Raw genomic sequence first — 25,921 nt, 5'->3', positions numbered from 1 at the left:
TGTTCATGGTCAGCACCGCAGTATTCGCTTTAGGAGATTGTCATGTCTAGCATCGGACACGATGTAGTCGCAGGCCACGAACACGTGCACGGCGACCATGCCCACGAAACGCCGCATGGCTGGCGCCGTTGGCTGTTCGCAACCAATCACAAGGACATCGGTACGCTGTACCTGATCTTCTCGTTCACCATGTTCCTCTCCGGGGGCGTGATGGCGCTGATGATCCGTGCCGAGCTGTTCGAACCGGGCCTGCAGATCATGCGTCCCGAGTTCTTCAACCAGTTGACCACCATGCACGGCCTGATCATGGTGTTCGGCGCGATCATGCCGGCCTTCGTCGGCTTCGCGAACTGGATGGTGCCGCTGCAGATCGGCGCATCGGACATGGCGTTTGCCCGCATGAACAACTTCAGCTTCTGGCTTCTGCCGGTGGCGGCTGTTCTGCTGGTCGGCTCGTTCTTTTCGCCGGGCGGCGCGACCGCCGCGGGCTGGACGCTCTACGCGCCGCTGTCCACGCAGATGGGCCCGGGCATGGACTTCGCGATTTTCGCGATCCACTTGATGGGTGCTTCGTCGATCATGGGCGGCATCAACATCGTCGTGACGATCCTGAACATGCGCGCACCCGGCCTCACGCTGATGAAGATGCCGATGTTCGTCTGGACGTGGCTGATCACCGCGTACCTGCTGATCGCCGTGATGCCGGTTCTGGCCGGCGCGATCACCATGGTGTTGTTCGACCGTCACTTCGGCACGTCGTTCTTCAACGCGGCAGGCGGCGGCGACCCGGTCATGTACCAGCACATCTTCTGGTTCTTCGGGCACCCAGAGGTGTACATCATGATCTTGCCGGCGTTCGGGATCGTGTCGCAGGTGATTCCGGCGTTCTCGCGCAAGCCGCTGTTCGGTTATAGCTCGATGGTCTACGCCACCTCGTCGATCGCGATTCTGTCGTTCATGGTCTGGGCGCACCACATGTTCGCAACCGGCATGCCGGTCACGGGCCAGCTGTTTTTCATGTACGCGACCATGCTGATCGCCGTGCCGACGGGTGTGAAAGTGTTCAACTGGGTCGCGACAATGTGGCGCGGTTCGCTGAGCTTCGAAACGCCGATGCTGTTTGCCGTCGGCTTCCTGCTGGTGTTCACGTTCGGCGGCCTGTCGGGTCTGATGCTGGCCATGGCGCCGCTCGACATCCAGTACCACGGGACTTACTTCGTGGTGGCTCACTTCCACTACGTGCTGGTGGCGGGTTCGCTGTTCGCGCTGTTCTCCGGCTGGTATTACTGGGCGCCGAAGTGGACCGGCTGGATGTACAACGAAACGCGCGGCAAGATCCACTTCTGGGCGTCGATGTTCTTCTTCAACCTCGCGTTCCTGCCGATGCACTTCGTCGGTCTCGCAGGCATGCCGCGTCGCTATGCCGACTACCCGGCACAGTTCACGGACTGGAACCAGGTCATCTCGATCGGCGCGTTTGGCTTCGGTCTGGCGCAGGTCTACTTCCTGTTCGCGGTTGCACTGCCGGCCTACCGTGGCGGCGGCGAACTCGAAAAGGCTGGCGACAAGCCTTGGGACGGCGCAACGGGCCTCGAATGGACCGTGCCGAGCCCGGCTCCGTTCCACACGTTCGAAAACCCGCCGACCGTCGAGTAATCGGCGCACGGTGAGATTGCCGGCTCGGGCAGCACAGCAGTTCGCTACCTGAGCCGGCGGTCACGAAAGTCGTGGCGGCATCCGTAGTCACGAAAAAGTATCCAGAAAGTCGAGCATGACGCGCAATCCTCAAGAAAGACGTACTCCCGAGCAGATTCGCGCGGGCAACCGGCGGATCGGTTTGGTGATGTTCGTGATCGCCGCGGTCTTTTTCGCGAGCGTCATCATTCATCAGAAGTGGTTTACCTGACCAGGTGATTCGAGTCTGTGTGCAGGTTTGTTGAGGATTGAGATGTCGACGCAACCGCCGGCTCAGGCCGACCGCTCTTTCAACCGTTCGATGCTGATCAAGCTGTTCATCGTCGCGTTGATGATGTTCGGTTTCGGTTTCGCGCTGATACCGATGTACCGCGCGATCTGCCAGATCACCGGCATCAACAACCTCGTGCAGCGTGACGCCACGGCGCGCGAGGCGAAGAATACGCAGGTCGACATGAGCCGCACGATTTCGATCGAATTCGATGCGAACGCACGCGGCCCGCTGGGTTTCAAGCCGGAGCAACGTAGTCTCGACGTGCATCCGGGCGAAGTGACAACGGTGTTGTACGAGGTGAGCAACGAACAGGCGCGCACGATTCAGGCGCAAGCCATTCCGAGCTACGCGCCGAAGCAGGCCACCGAGTACTTCAAGAAGATCGAATGTTTTTGCTTTACGCAGCAAACTTTGACGGCGAATCAGACGAAGCGGATGCCGGTGGTGTTCGTAGTCGATCCGAAGTTGCCGAAGGACGTGAAAACGATCACGTTGTCGTACACGTTCTTTGAGTTGAATACGCCGGCAGCGGCGACGACCGGAAGCGCAGCGCCCACGGCCGATACGGTAACGGGCGCGGCTAAAAGTGTGGCGGCCACGGCAGTCAATCCCGCCTGACGGCTCGCGCCGCAGGGCGAAGGAAGAAGAAACGAGATGAGCGATAACGGCGGCAGCCCGCGCAAGAGCAGTTTCGGTCAGTCGATGCGTGCGGTGCTCTGGTCGTTTTTCGGAGTGCGCAAGCGTCGCGATCTGGAGGCGGACGCCACGCAGTTGAACCCGCTGCACGTGATCGCGGCAGCATTGATCTGCGCGGCCATTTTTATCGTGGCGCTGATTCTGATCGTGCGCGCCGTAGTAGGTTGAAGCGCCCGGCGCACGCGTAGAATCGGGCGAAGCAGCGCCCAGAAATTAGAGCGAAGCGGTGCGGTATCGACGCGCCGCCGAAGATACAGCCGGAGATTTCCGGAACAACTGGACTGAAGTGGAGAATCAAGAATGAGCGGTCAAAACGAGAGCCCGTACTATTTCGTACCGCATCCGTCGCGGCATCCGATCAGCGCCGCTGCTGGGTTGCTGGTCATGCTCGGATCGCTTGCGGCCTGGATCAACGAACATGACTGGGCGCCGATCGGCGTCGTTGCCGGTTTGTTGTGGCTGCTCTTTACGCTGTGGCACTGGTTCGGCGACGCGATCGCCGAGTCGGAAGGCGGCATGTACGGCAAGAACGTCGACAAGTCGTACCGCTGGAGCATGAGCTGGTTCATCTTCTCCGAAGTGATGTTCTTCGGCGCGTTCTTCGGCGCGCTGTTCTATGCGCGTGAAATCGCGCTGCATCAACTGGGCAGCCTCGATTACAAGCTGATCTGGCCGGATTTCTCGGCGGTGTGGCCGAACAACGGTCCGGCAGCGCTGGTCTCCACCTTCAAGTCGATGCAACCGTGGCCGGTGCCGACCATCAACACGGCGCTGCTGCTGTCCTCGGGCGCGACGCTGACGGTCTCGCACCATGCGCTGCGTGAAGATCATCGCAAGAAGGCGATCGTCTGGCTGGCCGCAACGCTCGTGCTCGGCGTCTGCTTCCTGTTCCTGCAAGGCTTCGAATATTTCCACGCGTACAACGAACTGAATCTGACGCTGTCGTCGGGCGTGTATGGTTCGACGTTCTTCCTGCTGACCGGCTTCCACGGCTTCCACGTGTTCCTCGGCGGTACGATGCTGGCGGTCGTGCTGGTGCGTATGATCCGCGGCCACTTCACGGCGGAGCACCACTTCGCGTTCGAAGGCGCGGCCTGGTATTGGCACTTTGTGGACGTCGTGTGGCTTGGGCTGTACGTCGTCGTGTACTGGCTGTAACGCAGTCTGGCCTGCGCCGACCGACAACTCGGAATGCGTGCAGGCCGTTTGCGCCACATCCCGCGGGGCGCGGCGCACAAGCAACAACGCAAGAGCAGTACGTAAGATTTTATGCAGCGCCGCCCTCGACCCTGTCAGGGCGGCGTTTTGTTTGGCGGCGTGGAGATTTTTCCGCCGGGCTCAGCGCCCGTAAGGAATACCGGTCGACTGAATCCAGCCCATCCAGTGAGCGAACAGGATGAACAGGAACAGCGAGATCGACAGGCCCACCCGCGTGGCGAGCGACCAGACCATCCGCTTGGTTTTGCCCTTGTCATGCATCATGAAGTACAGCGCCGACACCATGCTGGCGATGATCAGGACGAAGGCGATGGGAACGAGAATGTGCATGGAACCAGCTGAAATCAGGAAGCGCAGAGGCAAGATGTTTATTATCGCACCGCGCGCCTGCGTCTGCCGTGCGTTCCCCGTAACGCCGCAGGAGCCGTCGGAGCGTGCGCGATGAAGTTTCGCCTCGTTCCCGTGCTGCTGATTCTGCTGGTGATCGTGGTCACGGTGCGGCTGGGTTTCTGGCAGCGCGATCGCGCGCATCAGAAGGAAGCGCTCGAAGCGCAGATCACACAGTTCGAGAATGCGCCCGCGCAGCCGGTGAGCGGCGCGCCGGTTCGGTTGAAGGACATCGAGTTTCATCGCGTGAAGGCGCGTGGCAGTTTCGTCGCGGACAAGGTCGTCTACCTCGATAATCGTCCGTATAACGATCAGCCGGGCTTTTACGTTGTGATGCCTTTTAAACTGGCCGACGGCGGGTACGTGCTGGTGAATCGCGGCTGGTTGCCGCGCAATATGAACAATCGCGAAACCATCGCGCCGTACACGACGCCGCAAGGCGAAGTCGAAATCGAAGGCATTGCCCGTGCGGATGCTTCGCGAGCATACGAGTTGGGGCAGGGCGGCTCGGCCGAGCATCAACTGATCCGCCAGAATCTGGATGTCGCCGCGTACGCCGCGGAAACCGGTCTGCCGCTGCAATCGTTCGTGATTCAGCAGTTGAGCGACGACGGCGACAAGCTGGTGCGCGATTGGCCCGCGCCGACTGAAGGCGTCGAGCGCAACTACGGCTACATGTTCCAGTGGTGGGGCATGGCGGCCGCCGCGCTGGTCTTCGGTCTGTACGCCGCGCGGCGTGCGGCGAAGAAAGAGCACGCGCCGGGCGTGTAATGCAGCACATGCCGCTTGTGGCCCGGTTTCGAGCCACAGGCGGCGCAATCATTGAAAGAGGTCCGTAGTGTCGACGCAATCTCCCCGTTCGCCGCAAGCCGGCAAACCCGCAGCGCCTAAACCCATGCCCGGCCAACCCAACGGTAAAGGTTCGTGGGAGCGCGGCCGCTGGATTCTGCTGCTGTTGGCGATCATCTGTGCCGCCCCGATCGCGGTGTCGTATTTCACGTACTACGTGATCAAGCCGTCCGGCGGCAGCACGAGCTACGGTACGCTGGTCGAACCGCAACGCCCGATTCCCGACTCGCTCGTCGTCACGGGCGAAGATGGCAAGCCCGTCAAATTCGCCACGCTGCGCGGCCGCTGGCTGATGATTTCCGTCGACAACAGCGCATGCGACAAAGCGTGCGTCACCAAGCTCTACTTCATGCGGCAAATCCGCGCAGCTCAGGGGCCGGAACGCGAGCGCGTCGTGGAAGTGTGGCTGCGCACGGATGCGGGCAACGTCGCGGACGTGGTACAAAAGGCCTACCCCGACACCAACATGATGATCGCCGATCCGGCGCAGGTGTCCGCGTGGCTGCCCACGGGCAACGGCACCAAGGTCACCGACCACATCTACATGGTCGATCCGAACGGCAATCTGATGATGCGTTTCCCGAAAGATCCGAACCCCAGCAAGATCAAGGGTGACGTGACCAAGCTGCTCAAATGGTCGAGCATCGGCTGATGCCGCAACATAGGTAAGAGAGATGTTCGTACTGCAACTGGCCCTGATCGGCTTGTGTATCGCGTTGTTGCCGCTGTCCTACGTATGGGTCAAGGCCGACGACAACAAATTCCGCAAGCTGGTCTGGCTCACCACCTTCCTTACGCTCGATCTGGTGATGTTCGGCGGCTTCACGCGGCTCACCGATTCCGGGCTCGGCTGTCCGGACTGGCCGGGCTGTTACGGCACCTCGTCGCCGTTCATCGCGCATGCGGCGATCACAGCCGCGCATCAGGCGATGCCCACCGGGCCGGTCAGCATGACGAAGGCCTGGATCGAAATGATCCACCGTTACTTCGCGATGGCGATCGGCGTGCTGATCATCGCGCAGACGGTGATCGCGTGGACGGCGCGTATCAAGCGGCGTCCGCTGCATGTATCGCCGTGGTGGCCGACCTCGTTGTTGCTGCTGATCCTGGTGCAAGGGGCGTTCGGCGCCTGGACGGTAACGATGAAGCTGCAACCGATCATCGTGACCACGCATTTGTTGCTGGGCCTTGCGCTACTGGGTACGCTCGGCTGGCTGGCCGCGCGGCAAACGCCGTTGCCTGCCTACGAGCCCGAGGCCGCGCGCTGGCGCACGGCGGCGATCGCGGGTCTGGTGCTGCTGATTGCGCAGATCGCTTTGGGCGGCTGGGTCAGCACCAACTACGCGGTGCTCGCGTGTACGGATTTCCCGACCTGCAACGGCCAATGGGTCCCGCCGATGGACTTCGCGCACGGCTTCCATCTGTGGCGCGCGCTCGGCATGACCGGCGACGGCGACATGATCACGCAGGATGCACTGGTGGCGATTCATTGGACACACCGCACGTTTGCCATCGTCGTGATCGCATATCTGGTGTGGTTCGCGCTGAAACTGCGCCGCTTCGAGTCGCTGCGGCGCCCCGCAAACGGCGTGCTGCTGGTGGTGCTGATCCAGTTCATCACCGGGCTGTCGAACATCGTTCTGCAATGGCCGTTGCCCATTGCGGTCGCGCATAACGGCGGGGCCGCGATCCTGCTGCTTCTGCTCGTTATGTTAAACTTTCGAATCGCTTATAGCCGTCCCGGCCGCGCCGTGCTCCCTGCGCGCGATGCCGCGCCAGCGTGACTCCACATGGACAGCACAACACTTTCCCAAACGCCCGGTAGCCGGGTCTCCCAGTACATCGCCCTGACGAAGCCGCGCGTCACGCAACTCGCCGTGTTCTGCGCCGTCATCGGCATGTTTCTGTCGACGCCTGGCATGGTGCCCTGGACTCCGTTGATCGGCGGCACTGTCGGCATCTGGTTGCTGGCCGGCGCGGCGTTCGCCATCAATTGTCTCGTCGAGCAGAAAATCGACGCCAAGATGCGCCGCACTTCGTGGCGGCCGTCCGCGCGCGGTGAAATCACCACCGCACAGATTCTGCTGTTCTCGGCCGTGCTCGGCGGCCTCGGCATGTGGACGCTCTACACGTTCGCCAATCCGCTCACCATGTGGCTCACGCTGGCCACGTTCGTGGGCTATGCCGTCATCTATACGCTGCTGCTCAAGCCTGCCACGCCGCAGAACATCGTGATCGGCGGCGCCTCGGGCGCCATGCCGCCGGCGCTCGGCTGGGCCGCGGTCACCGGCCACGTGCCGGGCGACGCCTGGATCCTGGTGCTGATCATCTTCGTGTGGACGCCGCCGCATTTCTGGGCGCTCGCGCTGTATCGCCGCAAAGACTACGAAAACGCCGGCCTGCCGATGCTGCCGAACACGCACGGCGAGAAGTACACGCGCCTGCATATTCTGCTCTACACGGTGATCCTGTTCGCGGTCACCATGATGCCCTTCATCTCCGGCATGAGCGGCGTGGTGTATCTCGCGGCGGCCGTGCTGCTGGGCGCCGTGTTTCTTGCCTATGCGTGGAAGATCTATCGCGAGTATTCGGACGATCTGGCGCGCAAGACCTTCCGTTATTCGATCGTCTATCTCTCGCTGCTGTTCGCCGCGCTACTGATCGACCACTATGCGCGCGTCCTGATCGGCGCGTAATACCATGCTCAATAACCGCTTCGCGCGCACGGCGCGTGCTGCTGTGATCGCTTGCGCGCTCGGTGGCGCGTTGCTGATTGCAGGCTGCGGCAAGCAGCCGCCTGCGTTCCAGAACCTCGACATCACCGGTAATACCCAGTTCGGCAGCAACTTCTCGCTACCCGATACGGCCGGCCATCTCCGCACGCTGGCGGACTACAAGGGCAAGGTAGTGGTGCTGTTCTTCGGCTACACACATTGCCCGGACGTTTGCCCGACCACGATGGCCGAGCTTTCGCAAGCGTTGCAGCAACTCGGCCCGGAAGACGCGAAGCGCGTGCAAGTGTTGTTCGTCACGGTCGATCCGGACCGCGATACCCCGGCTCTGCTTGCGCAATACGTGCCGGCGTTCAACCCGACATTCGTCGGTCTGCGTCCGGCCGATCAGGCGCAACTCACCAAGATCACAAAGGACTTCCGCGTCTACTACGCGAAGGTGCCGGGCAAGACGCCTGACAGCTACACGATGGACCACACGGCAGCGAGCTATGTGTTCGATACGGACGGCAAGCTGCGTCTGTTCGCGCGTGACGGCCAGGGCGCAACGCCTTGGGTGCACGACATCAAGCTGCTGCTCGACTGATACGCGCGGCCGTAAGGGCGCGTGTCGCAGCACGCGTCCTGTTCACATCTCCTCTCTCTCCAACGCTCAAGCCGGAATCGGCAGATTCAATCCCGGCGCGAGCCGCGTCGCCTTGAATTCCGTCACCTCGTAACGCGCGAGCTTCTGCTGCGCGAACGGGTCGCTGGCGAGAATTTCATCCAGCTTATCGCGCTCGATGCGCACCGCCAGAATGATGCCGCCGTCGCGCGGCACTTTCGGTCCGGCCGCGACGAACACGCCTGCCTCGAACTGTTGCGTCAGAAACGCGCGGTGCGCCTCCAGCGCGTCGTCGACGCGGTCGAGCGGTGCGGTGTAGATGAGGTCGATGACGTACATGGGTTGTTCTCTCGAGCAAGGGAATGAGCCGCATCGAGCATGCGGCCGCAGTCTCGAATTATCGTGCAGAGACCGATTCGATGCGCGCATTCAATCCGCATGCATGCCACGCGGTGCGCCCGCCGGCCTCCCGCTGCGTCTCTCAAGTTGGCCGTTTGTCATGCCGTTATATCGATAGCAATCGTTTGCGCGCGAAACGCGATCGCGTGCTTGCGACTGCGAACGGAACACGAATCACACGAGAGAGACCACAACAATGAGCAGGATGAGTTTGAATCGCAAACTATGGCTGTCGCTCGCGCTCGTCTGGCTGGGGCTGCTGGGCGTCGGGCTGTGGAGCGCGGTCGAAACGCGCAGCACGATGCTGGTCGAGCGCAAGGCGGGCATGGTGAATCTGGTCGATGCCGCACAAGGTGTCGTGAACGGCTATTACGCGCTCGCGCAGAGCGGCAAGCTGAGCGAGGCCGACGCACAGCGCGAAGCGCTCGCCCGTCTCGCGACCATGCGCTACGGCGAATCTGGTTACCTGTTCGTGATGGATTCGAAGCCCGTCGTGCTGATGCATCCCACCCTGCCGCAAATGACCGGCAAGCCGGTCGGCGACTTCAAGGACCCGGACGGCAAGCTTCTCTACGTGGCAATCGTCGACGCGGCCAAGGCAAGCGGCCGCGGTTTCGCGGAGTATCGCGGACGCCTGCCGCACAGCGAAACGGCCGTGCCGAAAATCAGCTTCGTGGTGCGGTTCGCGCCGTGGGACTGGAACATCACGAGCGGCGTGTTCATCAAGGACATCGACACGGTGTACTACGAGACGCTGCTCGGCCACCTGGGGGTGGTGCTGGTGATCGGCGCGATCATCTCGCTGGCGATGCTGCTGATCATCCGCAACGTGCGCGCGAGCCTCGGCGGCGAGCCCGACCAGGCGGCGCGACTCGCGGCGAGTATCGCGCAAGGCGACCTGACGCAAGCGGTCGACGTTCGTCCGCAGGACAAGACCAGCATGATGGCGGCCATGCATGACATGCAGAACCGCTTGCAGCAGACCATCGGCGAGATTCGTCGCTCGGCGGAATCGATTGCGTCGGCGACGCAGCAGATCGCTGCCGGCAATGGCGATCTGTCGCAGCGCACCGAGCAGCAGGCGGCTTCGCTGCAGGAAACCGCCGCGAGCATGGAAGAGCTCACCGCGACGGTCAAGCAGAACGCCGACAACGCGCGGCAAGCGAGCGGCCTCGCGCATAACGCGTCCGAAATCGCGACGCGCGGCAACGACGTAGTGAGCCGTGTGATCGGCACGATGGGCGAGATCAACGATAGCTCGAGGCAGATCGCGGACATCATCGGCGTGATCGAAGGGATTGCGTTTCAGACCAACATTCTTGCGCTGAATGCAGCCGTGGAAGCGGCGCGCGCCGGTGAGCAGGGCCGCGGTTTCGCGGTCGTCGCGGGCGAGGTGCGCAGCCTCGCGCAGCGCTCGGGAACGGCGGCCAAGGAGATCAAGCAGTTGATCAGCGCGTCGGTCGAACGCGTGCACAACGGTTCGACATTGGTGCAGCAGGCCGGCACGACGATGGGCGAGATTCTGCAAGCCGTGCAGCGTGTCACCGACATCATGGGCGAGATCGCGGCGGCATCCGAAGAGCAGAGCAGCGGCATTGCCCAGGTCGGCCGCGCCGTCACGCAAATGGACGAAGTGACGCAGCAGAACGCGGCGCTTGTCGAGCAGGCGGCGGCCGCGGCGGCTTCGTTGCAGGATCAGGCGGGGCGTTTGCGCGAGACGGTTAGCGCGTTTCGCGTGAATGGCGCTGAGAGTGGCGCCGAAAGCGGCGCGCCTGGTTCGGCGGTGGTCGCGGCGCGGAGAGTGGCTGCGACGTTAGCGACGGCCACGGCGTCGCAAGCAGTTGCAACGGCAACGGCAGTGGCTACGGCAACGGCAGTGCGTGAAATCGGCGCGGCATCGCGCTCTGCTTCGGCGCCGCCGCGCGCGGAGCCGAAACTGCCGGCGCCCGCCAGAACGTCCGCCACGTCGGCCCCGGCCTCGCCGCGAGTTTCGGCTTCGTCCGCGCATGTTGCGAGCGCCAGGTCGGTCGCCACGACCACGCCGCGCGCATCAACCGAGGCAGTAAGAGCCACCCCGCCAGACGACGACTGGACCACCTTCTGATTCTCCGCGACACCGTCCGCGTGCGTGTCACATGCACGCGGCCCGCTGCCGTTCAAAGCGCATAACCATATGCGATCGTGATATTTCCCATCTCGCCAGGACTATGAGACCATTTCTGGCCCAGTTGACGGCGCGTGGCCACAAGCCATCTTGCCGCCGGCTTCCACCCGAATCTGACACCGATCAGAAATCGATGCGCGATTAATCAAGTCATCGATCAAGTCGTCGATTAGAAACAAGCGAGAATCACATGCAGCGCAGAAACATCGTCAAAGCCCTCTCGGCAGTCATCGCCACTACCGCAATCTTCACCAGCTTCGGCGCGCACGCCGACGACAAAGTCATCAAGGTCGGCACGATCGGCGGCCCGGACGCGCAAATCTGGGAAGTCGTCACCAAAGTGGCGAAGCGCGAAGGCCTGAACGTGAAGGTCGTCGAATTCAACGACTACGTGCAGCCGAACGCCGCGCTCGACGCAGGCGACCTCGACGCGAACAGCTTCCAGCACCAGCCGTACCTCGATAGCCAGATCAAGCAACGCGGCTACAAGATCGTCAACGCCGGCCTCACGTACATCTCGCCGCTCGGCATCTATTCGAAGAAGCTGAAGTCGCTGAAGGATCTGCCGCAAGGCGCGAAGGTCGCGGTGCCGAACGATCCGTCGAACGAAAACCGCGCGTTGCTGTTGCTGCAAACGCAAGGCGTGCTCAAGCTGAAGACCGGCGCGGGCACGAACGGCAATAACGCGACGCCGCTCGATGTCGCCGACAATCCGAAGAAGATCAAGCTGGTCGAACTCGACGCAGCGCAACTGCCGCGCTCGCTGTCGGACGTCGACGCCGCCGCGATCAACACGAACTTCGCGTTGGCCGCCGGCCTGCAGCCCACCAAAGATGCGATCGCGCTCGAAGACGTGCATAGCCCGTACGCGAACCTGATCGCCGTGCGCACGCAAGATAAGGACAAGCCGTGGGTCAAGAAGCTGGTTGCTGCTTACCAGTCGGAAGACGTGCGCCAGTTCATCAAGACGCAGTTCAAGGGTTCGGTGGTGCCGTCGTTCTAAGCAGCGACGTTTGCTACAAGCCTAATTCCCACCGCTCGACCGTCAGGTCCTTGCCGAAACGGCGTTCAGCCGCCGTGCCGGCAAGCCTGAACCCGGCGCGCTCGCACAGGCGCCGCGGTTGTTCGAGCGAGGCGGCCGTTGTCAGCGTGAGCTTCGTATAGCCCGCGCGTTTTGCGAAACGCACGCATTCGCTCAGCAACTGCGTGCCGATGCCCAGCCGCTGCACATCCGGCTCGACCCACAGGAGCCGCACGCCCGCCACCGTCGTCGACACACCGACGATGCACACCGAGCCGACCACCATCCCTTGCTGATCGGCGACCCAGCACATCTCCCGCACCGGATCGTTGCGTTGCGTGTAATCGGCGACGACGCGCGCGAGCAATCCCTCGAACGTCGGATCCCAGTCGTAGCGCGCGGCGAACCATTGCGCCTGCCGATGCACGAGCCAGCCGCATTCGCCCGGGCGCGGCTGACGGAGCACCACGAGTTCGTGCCTGGGTTTGTCGCCGAGCAGCCGCTCGATGAGCTTCATCGCGGCGATCAGCTGATCCTGGGAGAGGGCCGTGAGGCTGGAAAGCAGGACCGACACTTCTTCGATCGCCGCGTTATCGAGCGGAGCGTACGCGGCGTGGCCGCTGTCCGTGAGCGCGATCAACGACTGGCGCGCGTCCGTCTCGGACGGGCGGCGCGTGATCAGGTCGCGTCGTTCGAAGCTCGTCAGCAGACGGCTGAGATAACCGCTGTCGAGACCGAGGGAACGCCCGAGCACCGAGGCCGTTTGCGAGCGTTCGCGAAAGAGCTCGTGCAGTACGCGCACCTCGGTCAGCGAAAACGCGCTCTTTGCCAGATGCTCATGCAGGGCGCCAATGTGTCGGGTATAGAAGCGGTTGAAATGGCGGACGGCCTGAGCACGCCGCAGCGCCTCGGAATCTGTCAAATGCTGCTCCCAGGGGATTTTTATAGATTGCTACTCAGCACTATATTGGAACGCACCCCTTTACAAAAGCCACGCCGGCAAAGGCCTGATCGGCACTGGTATTAAAAAGGTATAGGTCGCTTCTCGGCTGCCGGCTCATTTAGACCCTGTTTGAGCTGACTGGAAGGCACTCTGAAGCCCAATACGGGTAAATCCTGGGCTCCAAAAAATCCTTCCCAGCGCCTCTTCGTGCCCTTCAAAGCCTTATTCGGCAAGGCTTTTCGCCCGGTTATATCAGCATGGAACCAGTTGGTTGACTGGTATTATGTTGGTTATATAATGGGCTCTCGTTTTTCGTAGGCCTACCTTTTCGCGAAGGCCCCCGGAGCCCCATGGAAACTCGCTGGTCCGCACTGATGCCTGACGCCCGCAACGTCACGCCGCTCTATTTGCAGCTCGCGCGCAATCTTGCGACAGCGATCCACTGCGGCGTGTGGTCGGCAGGTGAGGCACTGCCCTCGGAGCGCACGCTCTCGGACGCGATCGGCGTGTCGCGCATCACGGCGCGCAAGGCGATCGAGTTGCTGGTCGAGCAAGGTTTGATCCGGCGCGCGCGCGGCGCGGGCAGCTTTATCACGCCGCGCGTCGAAGACCCGCTGTCGCGGCTCACCGGTTTCACGAAGAAGATGCAGCAGCGCGGCTTCCGGCCGGATTCGGTGTGGCTTGAGCGCGATATCCGCGCCGCCAACCGTGACGAACTGGTGCACCTCGGCCTGTCGCCCGGCGCGGCGGTGACGAGTCTGCGGCGCCTGCGGCGCGCGGACGGCATCGTCATGGCGGTCGAGCATTCGGCGTTGCCGGTGGCGATCGTGCCCGATCCGCATGCCGTCGGTGATTCGCTTTACAGCTATCTGGAACAACGCGGCGCCGCCGTCGTGCGTGCGTTGCAGCACTTTCGCGCGGTCAACGCTTCGAGCGAGATTGCTTCGTTGATGGATATCGAACCGCGCTCGGCGCTGCTGGTCATTACCCGTATCGGCTATAGCGCCGATCAGCGCGCAATCGAACTGACCGATACGTATTGCCGCGACGACTACTACGACTTTGTCGCTGAATTGCGCACCTGAGCTGACCGGCTGAGCCCGTGCGCGCAGCCGGCAAGTTCAGATGCGGCGCAGAAAAAGCGCCGTTCAGCCACGCCCCGTATCACGCCTCACCAGAGAGACTCATGCTGACCGGAAACATACTCACCACCGATGGGTGGATTCACGGCACGCTCGAATACGAAAACGGCCGCATCACGGCGCTCACCGGCGAACGCGTCGATCCGTCGACCAACGACGCGCCGTACATCCTGCCCGGCTTCATCGATCTGCACGTGCATGGCGGCGGCGGTTCCGACGTGATGGAAGGCGGCAGCGCGATCGAAACCATCACGCGCACGCATGCGCGTTACGGCACGACCAGCCTGCTCGCCACCACCATGACCGCGCCGCGCGACGAGCTGATGGCCGTCGTCGCGGAGCTGGGCAACAACGCGCGCATCCGCACGCCCGGCGGCGCGCGTGTGCTCGGCGTGCATCTGGAAGGGCCGTATATCAACCCCGGCAAGCTCGGCGCGCAGCCCGACGCAGCGGTCTCGGCGGTGATGGACGAAGTGCTGAAGTATCTGTCCATCGCGCCGATTCGCGTGGTCACGCTGGCGCCTGAAATTGCCGGCCATATGGAGATCATCTCCGAGATGGCGGCGCGCGGCGTGCGCGTGCAGCTGGGCCATTCGCTCGGCACTTACGACGACGCCGTCGCCGCGCTCAAGCATGGCGCCTGCGGCTTCACGCATCTGTTCAACGCCATGTCGCCGCTGCACCATCGCAACCCCGGCCTCGTCGGCGCGGCGCTCGCGCACGCCGAGTTCGCCGAAATCATTCCCGATCTGCTGCACGTCCATCCGGGGGCGATCCGCGCTGCGTTGCGCGCGATTCCGCGTCTCTATGTGGTCACGGACAGCACCTCGGCCACCGGCATGCCCGACGGCGAATACCGCCTCGGCAGCCAGCATGTGACGAAGTGCCTCGGCGGCGTGCGTCTCGCCGACGGCACACTCGCCGGCAGCACCCTGACCATGGATCAGGCGCTGCGCAATCTTGTGTCGATCGGCTTGCCGATCGCCGATGTATCGAACCGTTTGTCGCGCTACGCCGCCGACTACCTGGGCATTGAAGACCGCGGCCGCATCGCGCGCGGTGCATGGGCCGACGTGGTCGTGTTCGATCGTGAACTGGCGTTGAGCGCGACTTACGTCGAAGGAGAAGCAATTGTCGAATATGCTTAAAGAGGCGCTGGCGTCCGCTGAAACGGTCGCCGCGCAACTCACGGACACCTCGCGCGTCGAGGCATTGGCGGCGAAGCTCGCACAGCAGCCGCGCCATGTCGCGCTGACGGTCGCGCGCGGCAGCTCGGATCACGCGGCGAGTTACTTCGCGAGCCTGACGATGAGCCGTCTCGGCGTGCCGGTCGCCTCGCTGCCGATGTCGGTCGCCACGCTGCAACAGGCGCCGCTGCAGGTGCGCGATCAGCTCGCGCTGGCGTTCTCGCAATCGGGCAAGAGCCCGGACCTCGTCGGTACGATGGAAGCGCTGCGCAAAGCAGGCGCGTTGACCGTCGCCGCGGTGAACGTTTCGGGCTCGCCCTTGGCCGACGCGTGCGAATTCGAGTTGCCGCTCGTCGCCGGCCCGGAACTCAGCGTCGCGGCCACCAAGAGCTATATCGCGATGCTGTCGATTTCCGCGCAACTCGTCGCGCATTGGCAGAAAGACTCTGAGCTGCTTGCCGCGTTGAAAACGCTGCCTGAAGCGCTGCGTGCCGCCGGCAAGCTCGACTGGTCGGCGGCCGTGGAGGAATTGCGCGGCATCGAGCGCATGATCGTGATCGGCCGCGGCCTGGGTCTTGCCATCGCGCAGGAAGCCGCGCTCAAGCTGAAGGAAACCTCCGGCATTCAGGCTGAAGCGTTTTCGAGCGCGGAAGTGCGTCACGGTCCGATGGAACTGATCGATCGCGACTATCCGCTGCTGGTCTTCGCACCGCGCGGACCTGAGCAGGCCGGCTTGCTGCAACTCGCGCGCGACATGAAGGCGCGCGGCGCCCGCGTTCTGCTCGCGGCGTCGGCCGACGTGCCGGAAGCCACGCTGCCGCTCGCCACCACCGCTCATGCGGCGCTCGATCCGATCGCCGCAATCCTGTCCTTTTACGTGATGGCCGCCGGCCTTGCCGCCGCGCGCGGGCGCAATCCCGATGCGCCGCGCCATCTCAACAAAGTCACCGAAACTCACTGACGAGAAATCAGATGCGACGTGTCGAGGAGTCCCGCTTGATGAGCCATTCTGAAGGCCATATTGTTTTGCTCGCGCCCATGACCGGTCCGGTCGTGCCGCTCGCGAACGTGCCCGACCCTGTATTTTCGGGCGGCATGTTCGGCGACGGCATCGGCGTCGATCCGCTCGAGGGCCGACTCGTCGCGCCGTGCGACGGTACTGTCACCCATCTCGCGCGCACCGGTCACGCCGTGACGCTGGCTACTGCTGAAGGCGCGGAAATTCTGCTGCATATCGGTATCGATACGGTCGAACTGAACGGCAAGGGTTTTGCGCCGATGGTCGCTCAAGGCGCTCATGTACGCGCCGGCGACGTCCTGATCGAGTTCGATCAGGATCAGGTCGCGCTGAATGCGCCAAGTCTGGTATCAGTGATCGCGATCGCCAATTCGGATGCGTTCGAGATCGTCGAACGCGTTCAGGGCGGCTTGCTGAAGGCAGGCGAAACGCCGCTGCTGGTGCTGCGCGCGCGCGACGGCGCGGCGGCCGAAGCGTCGCGCCAGGCGAGCGCCACGAGCGTGACGGAAGAGGCGCGTCAGCAAGTCACGCTGGTTCACGCAGGCGGTCTGCATGCGCGTCCGGCGGCGCGTGCCCGCGAAGCGGCGCGTGGCTTCGATGCACGCGTCGAGGTGCGTTACGAAGGACGCAAAGCAGCGATCGAAAGCGTGGTCGGTTTGCTCGGCCTCGGCGCTGGAGAAGGCGCGACCATCGAGTTGCTCGGCGTCGGTCCGCAAGCCGCGGCCGCCGTGGCTGCAATCGCCAACGAACTGACGCGCGAAGCGCACGGCGAAGTCGAGGAAAAACCGGCGCGTCAAAGCTCACCCGCGCCGCAAGCCGTCGCCCGTCCGGCGGGCGAGACGCTTGCACCGAATACGCTCGCCGGCGTCTGCGCGGCGCCGGGCGTCGCGGTCGGCAAGCTGGTGCGCTGGGACGACGCGGACATCGATCCGCCCGAAAAGGCGAACGGCACGTCGGCTGCGGAAAGCCGTTTGCTCGACAAGGCGATTGCCACCGTCGATGCGGACCTCGACACGACGGTGCGTGACGCGTCGCAACGCGGCGCGGTCGGCGAAGCGGGTATTTTCTCGGTGCATCGCGTGCTGCTCGAAGATCCCACGCTGCTCGACGCGGCGCGCGATCTGATCAGCCTCGGCAAGAGCGCCGGCTTTGCGTGGCGCGAAGCGATCCGCGCACAGATCGCCATCCTGACGAATATCGAAGACGCGTTGCTCGCGGAACGTGCCGCCGATCTGCGCGACATCGAGAAGCGCGTGCTGCGCGCACTCGGTTATACGAGCGCAACGGCACGCACGCTGCCGGAAGAAGCCGTGCTCGCGGCTGAAGAGTTCACGCCGTCCGATCTGTCCACGCTGGATCGCACGCGTGTCACCGCCTTGGTGATGGCACGCGGCGGCGCGACCTCGCATGCGGCGATTCTCGCGCGTCAGGCGGGCATTCCCGCGCTCGTGGCAGTCGGCGACGCGTTGCACGCGATCCCCGAAGGCACGCAAGTGGTGGTGAACGCCACGACCGGCCGCCTCGAATTCGCACCAACCGAACTCGACGTCGAACGCGCGCGTCTGGAGCGCACGCGTTTGGCCGATGTGCGCGAAGCGAACCGCCGCACGTCGCAGCAAGCGGCCGTCACGTCCGACGGCCGCGCGATCGAAGTGGCCGCGAATATCGCCACGCTCGACGACGCGAAAACCGCCGTCGAAAACGGCGCCGATTCCGTCGGTCTGTTGCGCACCGAACTGCTGTTCATTCACCGCTCGGCTGCACCGACCACGGACGAACATCGTCAGAGCTACCAGGCAATCGTCGATGCGTTGAGCGGCCGCACCGCGATCATCCGCACGCTGGATGTCGGCGCGGACAAGGAAGTCGACTATCTGACGCTGCCGCCGGAACCGAACCCCGCGCTCGGCTTGCGCGGCATCCGCCTCGCGCAAGTGCGCCCGGATCTGCTCGACGATCAGTTGCGCGGCCTGCTGGCGGTGCAGCCGCTCGGTGCCGTGCGCATCCTGCTGCCGATGGTGACCGACGTCGGCGAATTGATCCGTATCCGCAAGCGCATCGACGAATTCGCGCGCGAGTTGGGCCGCACGGAACCGATCGAAGTCGGCGTGATGATCGAAGTGCCGTCGGCGGCGTTGCTGGCCGATCAACTGGCGCAACACGCGGATTTCCTCTCGATCGGCACCAACGATCTGACGCAATACACGCTCGCCATGGACCGTTGCCAGGCCGACCTCGCCGCCCAGGCGGACGGCTTGCATCCGGCCGTGCTGCGCCTGATCGCGGCCACCGTGCAAGGCGCGGACAAGCACGGCAAATGGGTCGGCGTGTGCGGCGCGCTGGCGGGCGACCCGCTCGCCATGCCGTTGCTGGTCGGCCTTGGCGTGACCGAACTTTCGGTGGATCCGGTCTCGGTGCCGGGTATCAAGGCGCGGGTGCGCAACCTCGATTATCAGCTGTGCCGTCAACGCGCCCAGGATGCCCTGGCGCTCGAATCGGCGCAGGCGGTAAGAGCAGCAAGCCGCGAAACCTGGCCTTTGGACTGAACCCCACACGGTCCGTAGTCAGCTTCGCTCAATCATCACTCATAGCTACAAAACTCAAGACGCCGTTCAAGAACGGCGTTCAACAAAGAGACAAGGATTGGAGGTATCAATGGATGGGAATCCGTTTCTGAAGATTCAGCGCCTGGGACGCGCGCTGATGCTGCCGATTGCGGTGCTGCCGGTTGCCGGCCTGCTGCTGCGCCTCGGCCAGCCCGATGTGTTCAACATCAAGATGATCGCCGACGCCGGCGGCGCGATCTTCGACAACCTGCCGCTGCTGTTCGCGATCGGCGTGGCGGTCGGCTTCGCGAAAGACAACAACGGCGTGGCGGGTCTCGCGGGCGCGATCGGTTATCTGGTCGAAGTCGCGGTGATGAAGGACATCAACGACAAGCTCAACATGGGCGTGTTGTCCGGGATCGTGGCGGGTATCGTCGCGGGCTTGCTGTACAACCGGTACAAGGACATCAAGCTGCCCGATTACCTCGCGTTCTTCGGAGGGAAACGCTTCGTGCCGATTGTCACGGGGGTGGTCTGTCTCGTGCTCGGCATAGCGTTCGGCTACGTGTGGCAGCCGGTGCAAGCCGTGATCGATACGGCCGGCCACTGGCTGACCACCGCGGGCGCGCTCGGCGCATTCGTGTTCGGCGTGCTGAACCGCTTGCTGCTCGTCACGGGTTTGCATCACATCCTCAATTCGCTGACGTGGTTCGTGTTCGGCACGTTCACGCCGCCGGGCGGCGCTGCCGTGACGGGCGACCTGCATCGCTTCTTCGCGGGCGACCCGACTGCCGGCACCTTCATGACGGGCTTCTTCCCGGTCATGATGTTCGGCCTGCCGGCTGCGTGTCTCGCGATGTTCCATGAAGCGCCGAAGGAGCGCCGCGCGGTTGTGGGCGGTTTGCTCTTCTCGATGGCGTTGACCTCGTTCCTGACGGGCGTGACCGAGCCGATCGAATTCAGCTTCATGTTCCTCGCACCGGTGCTGTACGTGATCCACGCGCTGTTGACGGGCCTCTCGCTCGCCATCTGTTCGGCGCTCGGCATTCACCTCGGCTTCACCTTCTCCGCGGGCGCGATCGACTACGTGTTGAACTACGGTCTGTCGACTCGCGGCTGGTGGGCGATTCCGATCGGTCTCGTCTACATGGTGGTGTACTACGGTCTGTTCCGCTTCTTCATCCGCAAGTTCAACATGGCGACGCCGGGCCGCGAACCCGCCGCAGCCGATGAACAAGTCGACTCGTTTGCCGCGGGTGGTTTTGTTTCGCCGGTCGCTGGTGCGGCCGTGCCGCGTGCGCAGCGTTATATCGCTGCGCTGGGCGGCGCGTCGAATCTGTCGGTGGTGGATGCTTGCACGACGCGTCTGCGTTTGTCGGTGGTCGATTCGAATAAGGTTTCGGAAAACGAACTGAAGACGATCGGCGCGCGCGGCGTGCTCAAGCGCGGCTCGACCAACGTGCAGGTGATCATCGGACCGGAAGCGGACATCATCGCGGATGAAATCCGTACGGTGATCGCGCAAGGTGGTGGCGATGCGGTGAAGCTGGCGGCTGCTGCTCCGGTTCAGGTTGTGGCGGCTGCGCCGGTTGCCGCTTCGGGCGCGCAAGGTAGCGGCCCGCTCGATCCCGATCCGCTGCGCTGGCTCGCCGTGTTCGGGGGTGCGGGCAACGTGGTGTCGCTGGATGCGATCGCGGCGACGCGTCTGCGTATCGTCGTGCGCGATCCGTCGGCGGTCGATCGTCAGCGTCTGGCGACGCTCGATACGGCGTGGATTTCCGCCGACACGTTCCATATCGTCGTCGGCGATGCGGCGCAACGTTACGCTGAAAAGCTGGCGACGCGCACGACGCAAAGCGGCGGTGCAACGCCGCTGCCCGCTTAATTCATCGGCGCACCGAGCCTAGCCGATTTGATTCGGCGTCGGGCTCGCGAGCCACGATGTTCGACAAGCCTCCGGAAATTCCGGAGGCTTTTTTTTGTATCTCCGGCATGCATGCCGGCAGTGCGACGTAAAAGCGCGACCCCCACACCTTATGCGCAACGTCGGGTTGGAGCCAAAACAATTGGGTAAGCTAACTAATGTGATCCGAGTGCCTTGTCATGCCGGCAAGGCATTTTCGCTCGTCCTCAGGAGTTGCCCATGTCAATGCGTTCAGTCATCTGTCTCATGTTGCTGTTGCCGGCCGGCGCCGCCAGCGCCAGTGGCGACTTCAGCGTCACGTGCCAGTATTCGCATACGTTGCCGGACGACGCGATCCTCTACCCAGGACAACCCGGCAAGGCGATGGTGCATGATTTTTTCGGCAACACGAGCGCGGATGCGTACAGTACCTATGATTCGCTGAGTCAAAACAAGCTCACGACTTGCGATGCCGCGGCGGACCGTTCTTCGTACTGGGCTCCGCAGTTAAAGCGCGCGTCTGGTGTCGTCGTGCCGGGCTATCAGAAGACCTACTACAAGAACGATCAACCGGTGATGCCGGTGCAGACCATTCCCGCAGGGCTTGAAATGCTGGCGGGCGACCACCATTCGTCGGCGCCCAAGGCGCAAATCAATTATTTGTGCCGCGGTGGCGCCTATACGCAAATCGCGCCGACGAACTGCCCGGTTGTCACGGACAACACCGGCACATACGCCCAGTTCAATATTTCGGTGCACTTCCCGGATTGCTGGGACGGACGGACGCTGGTGCCGAACATACCCAGCAAAATCATGAATATGGCCTATCGGCGGGCCGATGGGACTTGTCCGGCGGGATTCCCCGTCAAGATTCCGGAACTGCAACTCAACGTGGCGTATGACCTCGGGCAAGACCCCGATCTCTCCAGCGCGCAGTTGTCGATGGATCCGATTCTCGTGGATGGCGTCTGGGTCCCGCAGTGGGGAAGCCTGTACACTGCGCACGCCGATTTTATCAACGCGTGGAAAGCCGATTCGCTGCAATACGCGATCGACCACTGCTCGAATGCCGACACCTCGTGCATCAGCAGCAATATCCCGACGTACTATTCGAAAGCCAGCGCCGATGCGTGGGTGGACAGTAGTGGGGCCACGCATCCAGCCGGCCCGACGATGATCTCTGACGCGGGCAGTACCGTGTTGATCAAATTACCGACGCCCAATAATTTGACGGACTATCCGTACACCACCTCGGCTCTGCAGACGCTGGCGCAGAACATGACGGACGCGAACGCGGTGATGCTGGATGTCTACGCGGCTTCGACGAACTGGGACGATCTCTCCAATCTCCCGACGGCCTCGGCCTGCAATACGAAGCAGCGGATTGGCGGCATCTACCTGGACAATGCGCTGCAGTCGCGCACGAACGACATCACGCAGTATGTAGCCTCGCAGGTCGCCACCGGGGCGCCGCAAATCGGCGTGTGCATTCGCAATGCAACAGGCAAGACGATCCAGTTTTCTTCGCGCGATGGAGCGGGTACGCCAGCGCTGTTTATGAAGTAAGGTGACGGGCGCCCGCTGTCGAGCAGAAAAAAAGCACCTCGAATTCGAGGTGCTTTTTTTGCCTGGCCGGGGCACCTGGCGCGCGATACGTCAACGCGTCTTCCTGCTACCGTCATCCGGCCGGCGCGACTCCAGCCACATCACGTTGATAATGCCGAACGCCAACGCCACGCCGATCCCGAGAATCCAACTGAAATACCACATCGCAAACTCCTGTTAAGCCTGTAGCCGGTCAGTACATCGTATGGTGGTTTTCTTCGAGCGCGGCGGCGGTCACTTTGCCGCGCATCACGCGATACACCCAGCTCGTGTAGATCAGGATGATCGGCAGGAAAATGATCACGGCGATCAACATGATCTGCAACGTCATGCGGCTCGAGGTCGAATCCCACACGGTGAGGCTGCTGCGGCCGTCGAGCGAGGAGGGCATGATGAATGGAAACATCGAGAAGCCCGCCGTCAGGATCACGCCGATGATCATCAGCGAGGTCGACAGAAAGGCGCTCTTCTCGAAGCGCGAGCGTGCGAGCAGCGCGGCCAGCACGCCGCCCACGAGACCCGCTGCCGGCGCGCCGACCATCCACGGATAGTTCGCGTAGTTGGTCAGCCACAGCCCCGGTGCGCCGATCACGTTCTTCATCAACGGATTGGCGACCGTGTCGAGCGGCGGGGCGTCGATCACCTGATAGCCGCCGATCATCGTGGCGATCAGCGCGCCGGCGATCAGGAACAGCACCACGGTCGCGAACGAGGCGATTCGAAGCGCCAGCGAAGCGCGTTCGGCGACAATGTCGTCCGCTTTCATCTTGACGAAGGCGGCGCCGTGCGCGGCCAGCATCGAGACGCTGACGAGGCCGCACAACACCGCGAACGGGTTGAGCAACTCGAAGAAGCCGCCGTGATAGGTGACGCGCAGGTCGGTATCGAACGAGAACGGCACGCCTTGCAGCAGGTTGCCGAACGCGACGCCGAACACCAGTGCCGGTACGAAACCGCCGACGAACAGCGCCCAGTCCCATGCTGTACGCCAGCGCGGGTCTTCGCGTTTGCTGCGGTAGTCGAAGCCGACCGGCCGGAAGAACAGTGAGAACAGCACCAGCAGCATGGCGAAATAGAAGCCGGAGAACGACGCCGCGTACACCAGCGGCCACGCCGCGAACATTGCGCCGCCCGCCGTGATGAGCCAGACCTGATTGCCTTCCCACGTCGCGCCCACCGTGTTCACGACGATGCGCCGCTCGGCATCGGTCTTGCCGATGAACGGCAGCAGAATCGCCGCGCCCATGTCGAAGCCGTCGGTGAGCGCGAAACCGATCAGCAGCACGCCAATCAGCACCCACCAGATCAGTTTGAGGGTTGCGTAATCCATGATGATCTTTTCCCTTGAAACTCAGTGGCGGCGAATCAGGCAGCCGTGTTGGTCGGCAGCGGCTGACTCAGCGGCTGTTGTTCGTGGTGATAGCGGCCCGTGTGCAGCGACGAAGGCCCGAGCCGCGCGTACTTGAACATCAGCATGATTTCGATGATGAACAGCACCGTGTAGAACACCACGAAGCCCGCGATACTCAGATACAGGTCGTTCGGCGTTAGGCTCGAAGCCGACAGGTGGGTCGGCAGAATGCCCGCGATGGTCCATGGCTGACGACCCACTTCAGCGACGATCCAGCCGAACTCCGCCGCGAGCCAAGGCAGCGGAATGGCCCACACGGCCCAGCGCAGGAACCAGCGGCGCTTCTCCAGCAACAGCGAGCGCTGCGCGCAGAACCAGAACGCCAGCACGAAGGTGGCGAGGAACAGAATGCCGAGGCCCACCATCAAACGGAACGAGAAGAACACGGGCGCCACCGGCGGGATCGTTTTCTTCGCGGCCTGGGCGATCTGATCCGGCGTGGCGTCGGTGACGTTCGCGGTGAATTGCTTGAGCATCAGGCCGTAGCCAAGATCCTGTTTGTGCGCGTCGAAGGCGGCTTTGGCTTCGTCGGTGATGTCGCCTTGCTTCAGTTTCTGCAGGGCGGCGTAGGCGAGCATGCCGTTCTTGATGCGCACCTCGTTGTGCGCCATCAAATCCTTCAGACCGACCACGGGTTCATCGAGTGAACGGGTAGCGATAAGGCCGAGCGCGTACGGAATCCTGATAGCGTAATCGGTGCGCTCTTCCTTCTGATTCGGAATCCCGATGATCGTGAACGGAGCCGGCGCGGGCGCGGTTTCCCATTCGGATTCGATCGCCGCGAGTTTGACCTGTTGGACTTCGCCGGTGCGGTAGCCGGATTCGTCGCCGAGCACGATCACGCACAACGTGGATGCCAAACCAAAACCTGCGGCAATCGCGAACGAGCGCAACGCAAATTCAGTGTCGCGGCGCTTCAGCAAATACCACGACGACACGCCGAGCACGAACATCGACGCCGTCACATACCCGGCCGACACGGTATGCACGAACTTGACCTGTGCGACCGGATTGAACAGCACGGAGAAGATGCTGTCGAGTTCCATGCGCATGGTCTGGTAGTTGAAGGTCGCGCCGACCGGATTGTTCATCCAGCCGTTGGCCACCAGAATCCACAGCGCCGACAGGTTCGAGCCAAGCGCGACGAGAAACGTGACGAACACATGCTGGACCTTCGAAAGCCGCTTCCAGCCGAAGAAGAACAAGCCGACGAAGGTCGACTCGAGAAAGAACGCCATCAGGCCTTCCACCGCGAGCGGCACGCCGAAAATGTCGCCGACATAGTGCGAGTAGTACGACCAGTTGGTGCCGAACTGGAATTCCAGCGTGAGGCCGGTGGTCACGCCCATCGCAAAGTTGATGCCGAACAGCTTGCCCCAGAACTGGGTCATGTCCTTGTAGATCTGCTTGCCGGTCATCACATAGACCGACTCCATGATGACGAGCAACCAGGACAGGCCGAGCGTGAGCGGGACGAACAGAAAGTGGTAAAGCGCGGTGATGGCGAACTGGAGGCGCGACAGTTCTACGACTTCGCTAACGGGCATGTTGATCACCTTGGGACGGATGCGAGGCAGGCACGGACAACAGCGCCTGCGCGACTTGCTCAGGCGGGAGCGACATGTGCTCCGCCTGCGGATGATTGAAGAATGTGTATTTGAGCGCCATCAGCAGTACGAATTTGATGGCGAGGACGATGGCGATATCCCGCGCCAGCGTCGGACCGCGCACCCAGCCGTGGAACCGTTGACGCAGGCTCCGGCGGCGAGTGGTTTTGCGATTGAGGACTAGGGTCATGATCGGTAGAAGGCAACTTCACACCGGTGAATCCGGTTGGCGCCAGGCCGCCTGAGCGGTCTGACGAGTGCACCCCGATTCTAGGACTGGATCCTCGCGCGCAACCGCTCGGCGCTGCGGCATTGGGTCGCGAGACTTGCCCCGTTCAAGCAGTATTGCTATCTGGTTTGTGATACGTCAAGAAACGCGTTTGCCGCGCTCATGTTCGTGCGTCAATGCGCGTGTGCGTGAAAACGCCGCGGCGTGGGCGAAAAAAAACCCGCCGTCTTGCGAGGGCGGGTTTTGGCTGCTCTGCTGCCGCGCGCCGGGCGAACCGGCATGCCGACAATC

The 25,921-nt window shown here is 62.9% G+C and carries 25 protein-coding genes; 18 read left to right on the top strand and 7 right to left on the bottom strand.

All coding sequences use genetic code 11. The features are described from left to right. Positions 1 to 42: 42 nt before the first annotated feature. The 5 genes from ctaD to ACFSNN_RS14090 all read left to right on the top strand — a co-directional run bounded on the left by ctaD (position 43) and on the right by ACFSNN_RS14090 (position 3,823). A complete protein-coding gene (gene ctaD / locus ACFSNN_RS14110; RefSeq protein WP_012431609.1) occupies positions 43 to 1,656 on the top strand; it encodes a cytochrome c oxidase subunit I in 1,614 nt (537 codons plus the stop codon). 115 nt (positions 1,657 to 1,771) lie between these two features. Next, positions 1,772 to 1,906, top strand: a complete 135-nt coding sequence (locus tag ACFSNN_RS14105) for a cytochrome oxidase small assembly protein (protein ID WP_012431610.1) — start codon at positions 1,772 to 1,774, stop codon at positions 1,904 to 1,906. A gap of 42 nt (positions 1,907 to 1,948) precedes the next feature. After that, positions 1,949 to 2,587: a cytochrome c oxidase assembly protein gene (locus ACFSNN_RS14100; protein WP_134457222.1), complete on the top strand. Its 639-nt coding sequence runs from the start codon at positions 1,949 to 1,951 to the stop codon at positions 2,585 to 2,587. Positions 2,588 to 2,623: 36 nt separating this feature from the next. Then, complete coding sequence (locus ACFSNN_RS14095; RefSeq protein WP_012431612.1) at positions 2,624 to 2,833, top strand: DUF2970 domain-containing protein; 210 nt, start codon at positions 2,624 to 2,626, stop codon at positions 2,831 to 2,833. A 132-nt stretch (positions 2,834 to 2,965) separates the two neighbouring features. Then, positions 2,966 to 3,823, top strand: coding sequence for a cytochrome c oxidase subunit 3 (locus tag ACFSNN_RS14090; RefSeq protein WP_134457221.1), 858 nt, complete (start codon positions 2,966 to 2,968; stop codon positions 3,821 to 3,823). 180 nt (positions 3,824 to 4,003) lie between these two features. Here ACFSNN_RS14090 and ACFSNN_RS14085 read toward each other — a convergent pair whose 3' ends face one another. After that, entirely contained in the window at positions 4,004 to 4,213 is a 210-nt protein-coding gene (locus ACFSNN_RS14085) for a twin transmembrane helix small protein (RefSeq protein ID WP_007179452.1), read from the bottom strand. Positions 4,214 to 4,324: 111 nt separating this feature from the next. Between ACFSNN_RS14085 and ACFSNN_RS14080 the strand changes: the two genes are divergently transcribed. From ACFSNN_RS14080 to ACFSNN_RS14060, 5 genes are all read left to right on the top strand, one after another. Next, complete coding sequence (locus ACFSNN_RS14080; RefSeq protein WP_134457220.1) at positions 4,325 to 5,041, top strand: SURF1 family protein; 717 nt, start codon at positions 4,325 to 4,327, stop codon at positions 5,039 to 5,041. A 67-nt stretch (positions 5,042 to 5,108) separates the two neighbouring features. Then, positions 5,109 to 5,771, top strand: a complete 663-nt coding sequence (locus ACFSNN_RS14075; protein WP_134457219.1) for an SCO family protein — start codon at positions 5,109 to 5,111, stop codon at positions 5,769 to 5,771. Between the two features lie 22 nt (positions 5,772 to 5,793). Continuing rightward, entirely contained in the window at positions 5,794 to 6,903 is a 1,110-nt protein-coding gene (locus ACFSNN_RS14070) for a COX15/CtaA family protein (RefSeq protein ID WP_134457218.1), read from the top strand. Positions 6,904 to 6,909: 6 nt separating this feature from the next. Beyond that, positions 6,910 to 7,815, top strand: coding sequence for a heme o synthase (gene cyoE, locus ACFSNN_RS14065; RefSeq protein WP_007179448.1), 906 nt, complete (start codon positions 6,910 to 6,912; stop codon positions 7,813 to 7,815). A gap of 4 nt (positions 7,816 to 7,819) precedes the next feature. Further along, positions 7,820 to 8,437, top strand: a complete 618-nt coding sequence (locus tag ACFSNN_RS14060; RefSeq protein ID WP_134457217.1) for an SCO family protein — start codon at positions 7,820 to 7,822, stop codon at positions 8,435 to 8,437. A 66-nt stretch (positions 8,438 to 8,503) separates the two neighbouring features. Here ACFSNN_RS14060 and ACFSNN_RS14055 read toward each other — a convergent pair whose 3' ends face one another. Further along, complete coding sequence (locus tag ACFSNN_RS14055) at positions 8,504 to 8,794, bottom strand: YciI family protein (RefSeq protein ID WP_134457216.1); 291 nt, start codon at positions 8,792 to 8,794, stop codon at positions 8,504 to 8,506. A 256-nt stretch (positions 8,795 to 9,050) separates the two neighbouring features. On the opposite strand from ACFSNN_RS14055, the gene ACFSNN_RS14050 reads away from it, so the two are divergent. After that, entirely contained in the window at positions 9,051 to 10,958 is a 1,908-nt protein-coding gene (locus ACFSNN_RS14050; protein WP_134457215.1) for a methyl-accepting chemotaxis protein, read from the top strand. Between the two features lie 250 nt (positions 10,959 to 11,208). Then, positions 11,209 to 12,021 (top strand): MetQ/NlpA family ABC transporter substrate-binding protein, encoded by an 813-nt coding sequence (locus ACFSNN_RS14045; protein WP_134457214.1) that lies wholly within the window; start codon positions 11,209 to 11,211, stop codon positions 12,019 to 12,021. 13 nt (positions 12,022 to 12,034) lie between these two features. Here ACFSNN_RS14045 and ACFSNN_RS14040 read toward each other — a convergent pair whose 3' ends face one another. Continuing rightward, complete coding sequence (locus ACFSNN_RS14040; RefSeq protein WP_134457213.1) at positions 12,035 to 12,961, bottom strand: bifunctional helix-turn-helix transcriptional regulator/GNAT family N-acetyltransferase; 927 nt, start codon at positions 12,959 to 12,961, stop codon at positions 12,035 to 12,037. A 371-nt stretch (positions 12,962 to 13,332) separates the two neighbouring features. Here ACFSNN_RS14040 and ACFSNN_RS14035 point away from each other — a divergent pair, with 371 nt between their 5' ends. The 6 genes from ACFSNN_RS14035 (at position 13,333) to ACFSNN_RS14010 (ending at position 22,344) form a co-directional block, all read left to right on the top strand. Continuing rightward, complete coding sequence (locus ACFSNN_RS14035) at positions 13,333 to 14,067, top strand: GntR family transcriptional regulator (RefSeq protein WP_134457212.1); 735 nt, start codon at positions 13,333 to 13,335, stop codon at positions 14,065 to 14,067. Positions 14,068 to 14,168: 101 nt separating this feature from the next. Beyond that, positions 14,169 to 15,272: an N-acetylglucosamine-6-phosphate deacetylase gene (gene nagA, locus ACFSNN_RS14030; protein ID WP_106302154.1), complete on the top strand. Its 1,104-nt coding sequence runs from the start codon at positions 14,169 to 14,171 to the stop codon at positions 15,270 to 15,272. Then, entirely contained in the window at positions 15,265 to 16,272 is a 1,008-nt protein-coding gene (locus ACFSNN_RS14025; RefSeq protein WP_134459024.1) for an SIS domain-containing protein, read from the top strand. The genes nagA and ACFSNN_RS14025 overlap by 8 nt, the downstream gene beginning before the upstream one ends. Before the next feature lie 38 nt (positions 16,273 to 16,310). Beyond that, positions 16,311 to 18,875 carry a phosphoenolpyruvate--protein phosphotransferase gene (gene ptsP, locus ACFSNN_RS14020; RefSeq protein ID WP_208949487.1) on the top strand — a complete coding sequence of 855 codons (2,565 nt, stop codon included), beginning with the start codon at positions 16,311 to 16,313 and terminating at the stop codon, positions 18,873 to 18,875. A 109-nt stretch (positions 18,876 to 18,984) separates the two neighbouring features. Continuing rightward, on the top strand, positions 18,985 to 20,760 hold the full coding sequence (gene nagE / locus ACFSNN_RS14015; protein ID WP_134457210.1) for an N-acetylglucosamine-specific PTS transporter subunit IIBC: 1,776 nt from the start codon (positions 18,985 to 18,987) through the stop codon (positions 20,758 to 20,760). 258 nt (positions 20,761 to 21,018) lie between these two features. Further along, positions 21,019 to 22,344: a DUF1996 domain-containing protein gene (locus ACFSNN_RS14010; protein ID WP_134457209.1), complete on the top strand. Its 1,326-nt coding sequence runs from the start codon at positions 21,019 to 21,021 to the stop codon at positions 22,342 to 22,344. A 90-nt stretch (positions 22,345 to 22,434) separates the two neighbouring features. Here the strand turns inward: ACFSNN_RS14010 and cydX are convergent, their stop codons facing one another. The 4 genes from cydX to cydP are packed head-to-tail and all read right to left on the bottom strand — an operon-like array spanning position 22,435 to position 25,591. Beyond that, positions 22,435 to 22,548, bottom strand: coding sequence for a cytochrome bd-I oxidase subunit CydX (gene cydX / locus ACFSNN_RS14005; protein ID WP_134457208.1), 114 nt, complete (start codon positions 22,546 to 22,548; stop codon positions 22,435 to 22,437). A gap of 28 nt (positions 22,549 to 22,576) precedes the next feature. Further along, complete coding sequence (gene cydB / locus ACFSNN_RS14000) at positions 22,577 to 23,713, bottom strand: cytochrome d ubiquinol oxidase subunit II (RefSeq protein WP_134457207.1); 1,137 nt, start codon at positions 23,711 to 23,713, stop codon at positions 22,577 to 22,579. A gap of 35 nt (positions 23,714 to 23,748) precedes the next feature. Next, positions 23,749 to 25,341 (bottom strand): cytochrome ubiquinol oxidase subunit I, encoded by a 1,593-nt coding sequence (locus tag ACFSNN_RS13995; protein ID WP_134457206.1) that lies wholly within the window; start codon positions 25,339 to 25,341, stop codon positions 23,749 to 23,751. After that, positions 25,331 to 25,591: a cytochrome oxidase putative small subunit CydP gene (gene cydP, locus ACFSNN_RS13990; RefSeq protein WP_012431632.1), complete on the bottom strand. Its 261-nt coding sequence runs from the start codon at positions 25,589 to 25,591 to the stop codon at positions 25,331 to 25,333. The genes ACFSNN_RS13995 and cydP overlap by 11 nt, the downstream gene beginning before the upstream one ends. Between the last annotated feature and the right edge of the window lie 330 nt (positions 25,592 to 25,921).

The organism is Paraburkholderia dipogonis (assembly GCF_042680985.1).
GTDB lineage: Bacteria > Pseudomonadota > Gammaproteobacteria > Burkholderiales > Burkholderiaceae > Paraburkholderia > Paraburkholderia phytofirmans.
This window is presented reverse-complemented; position numbering and strand designations above follow the sequence as displayed.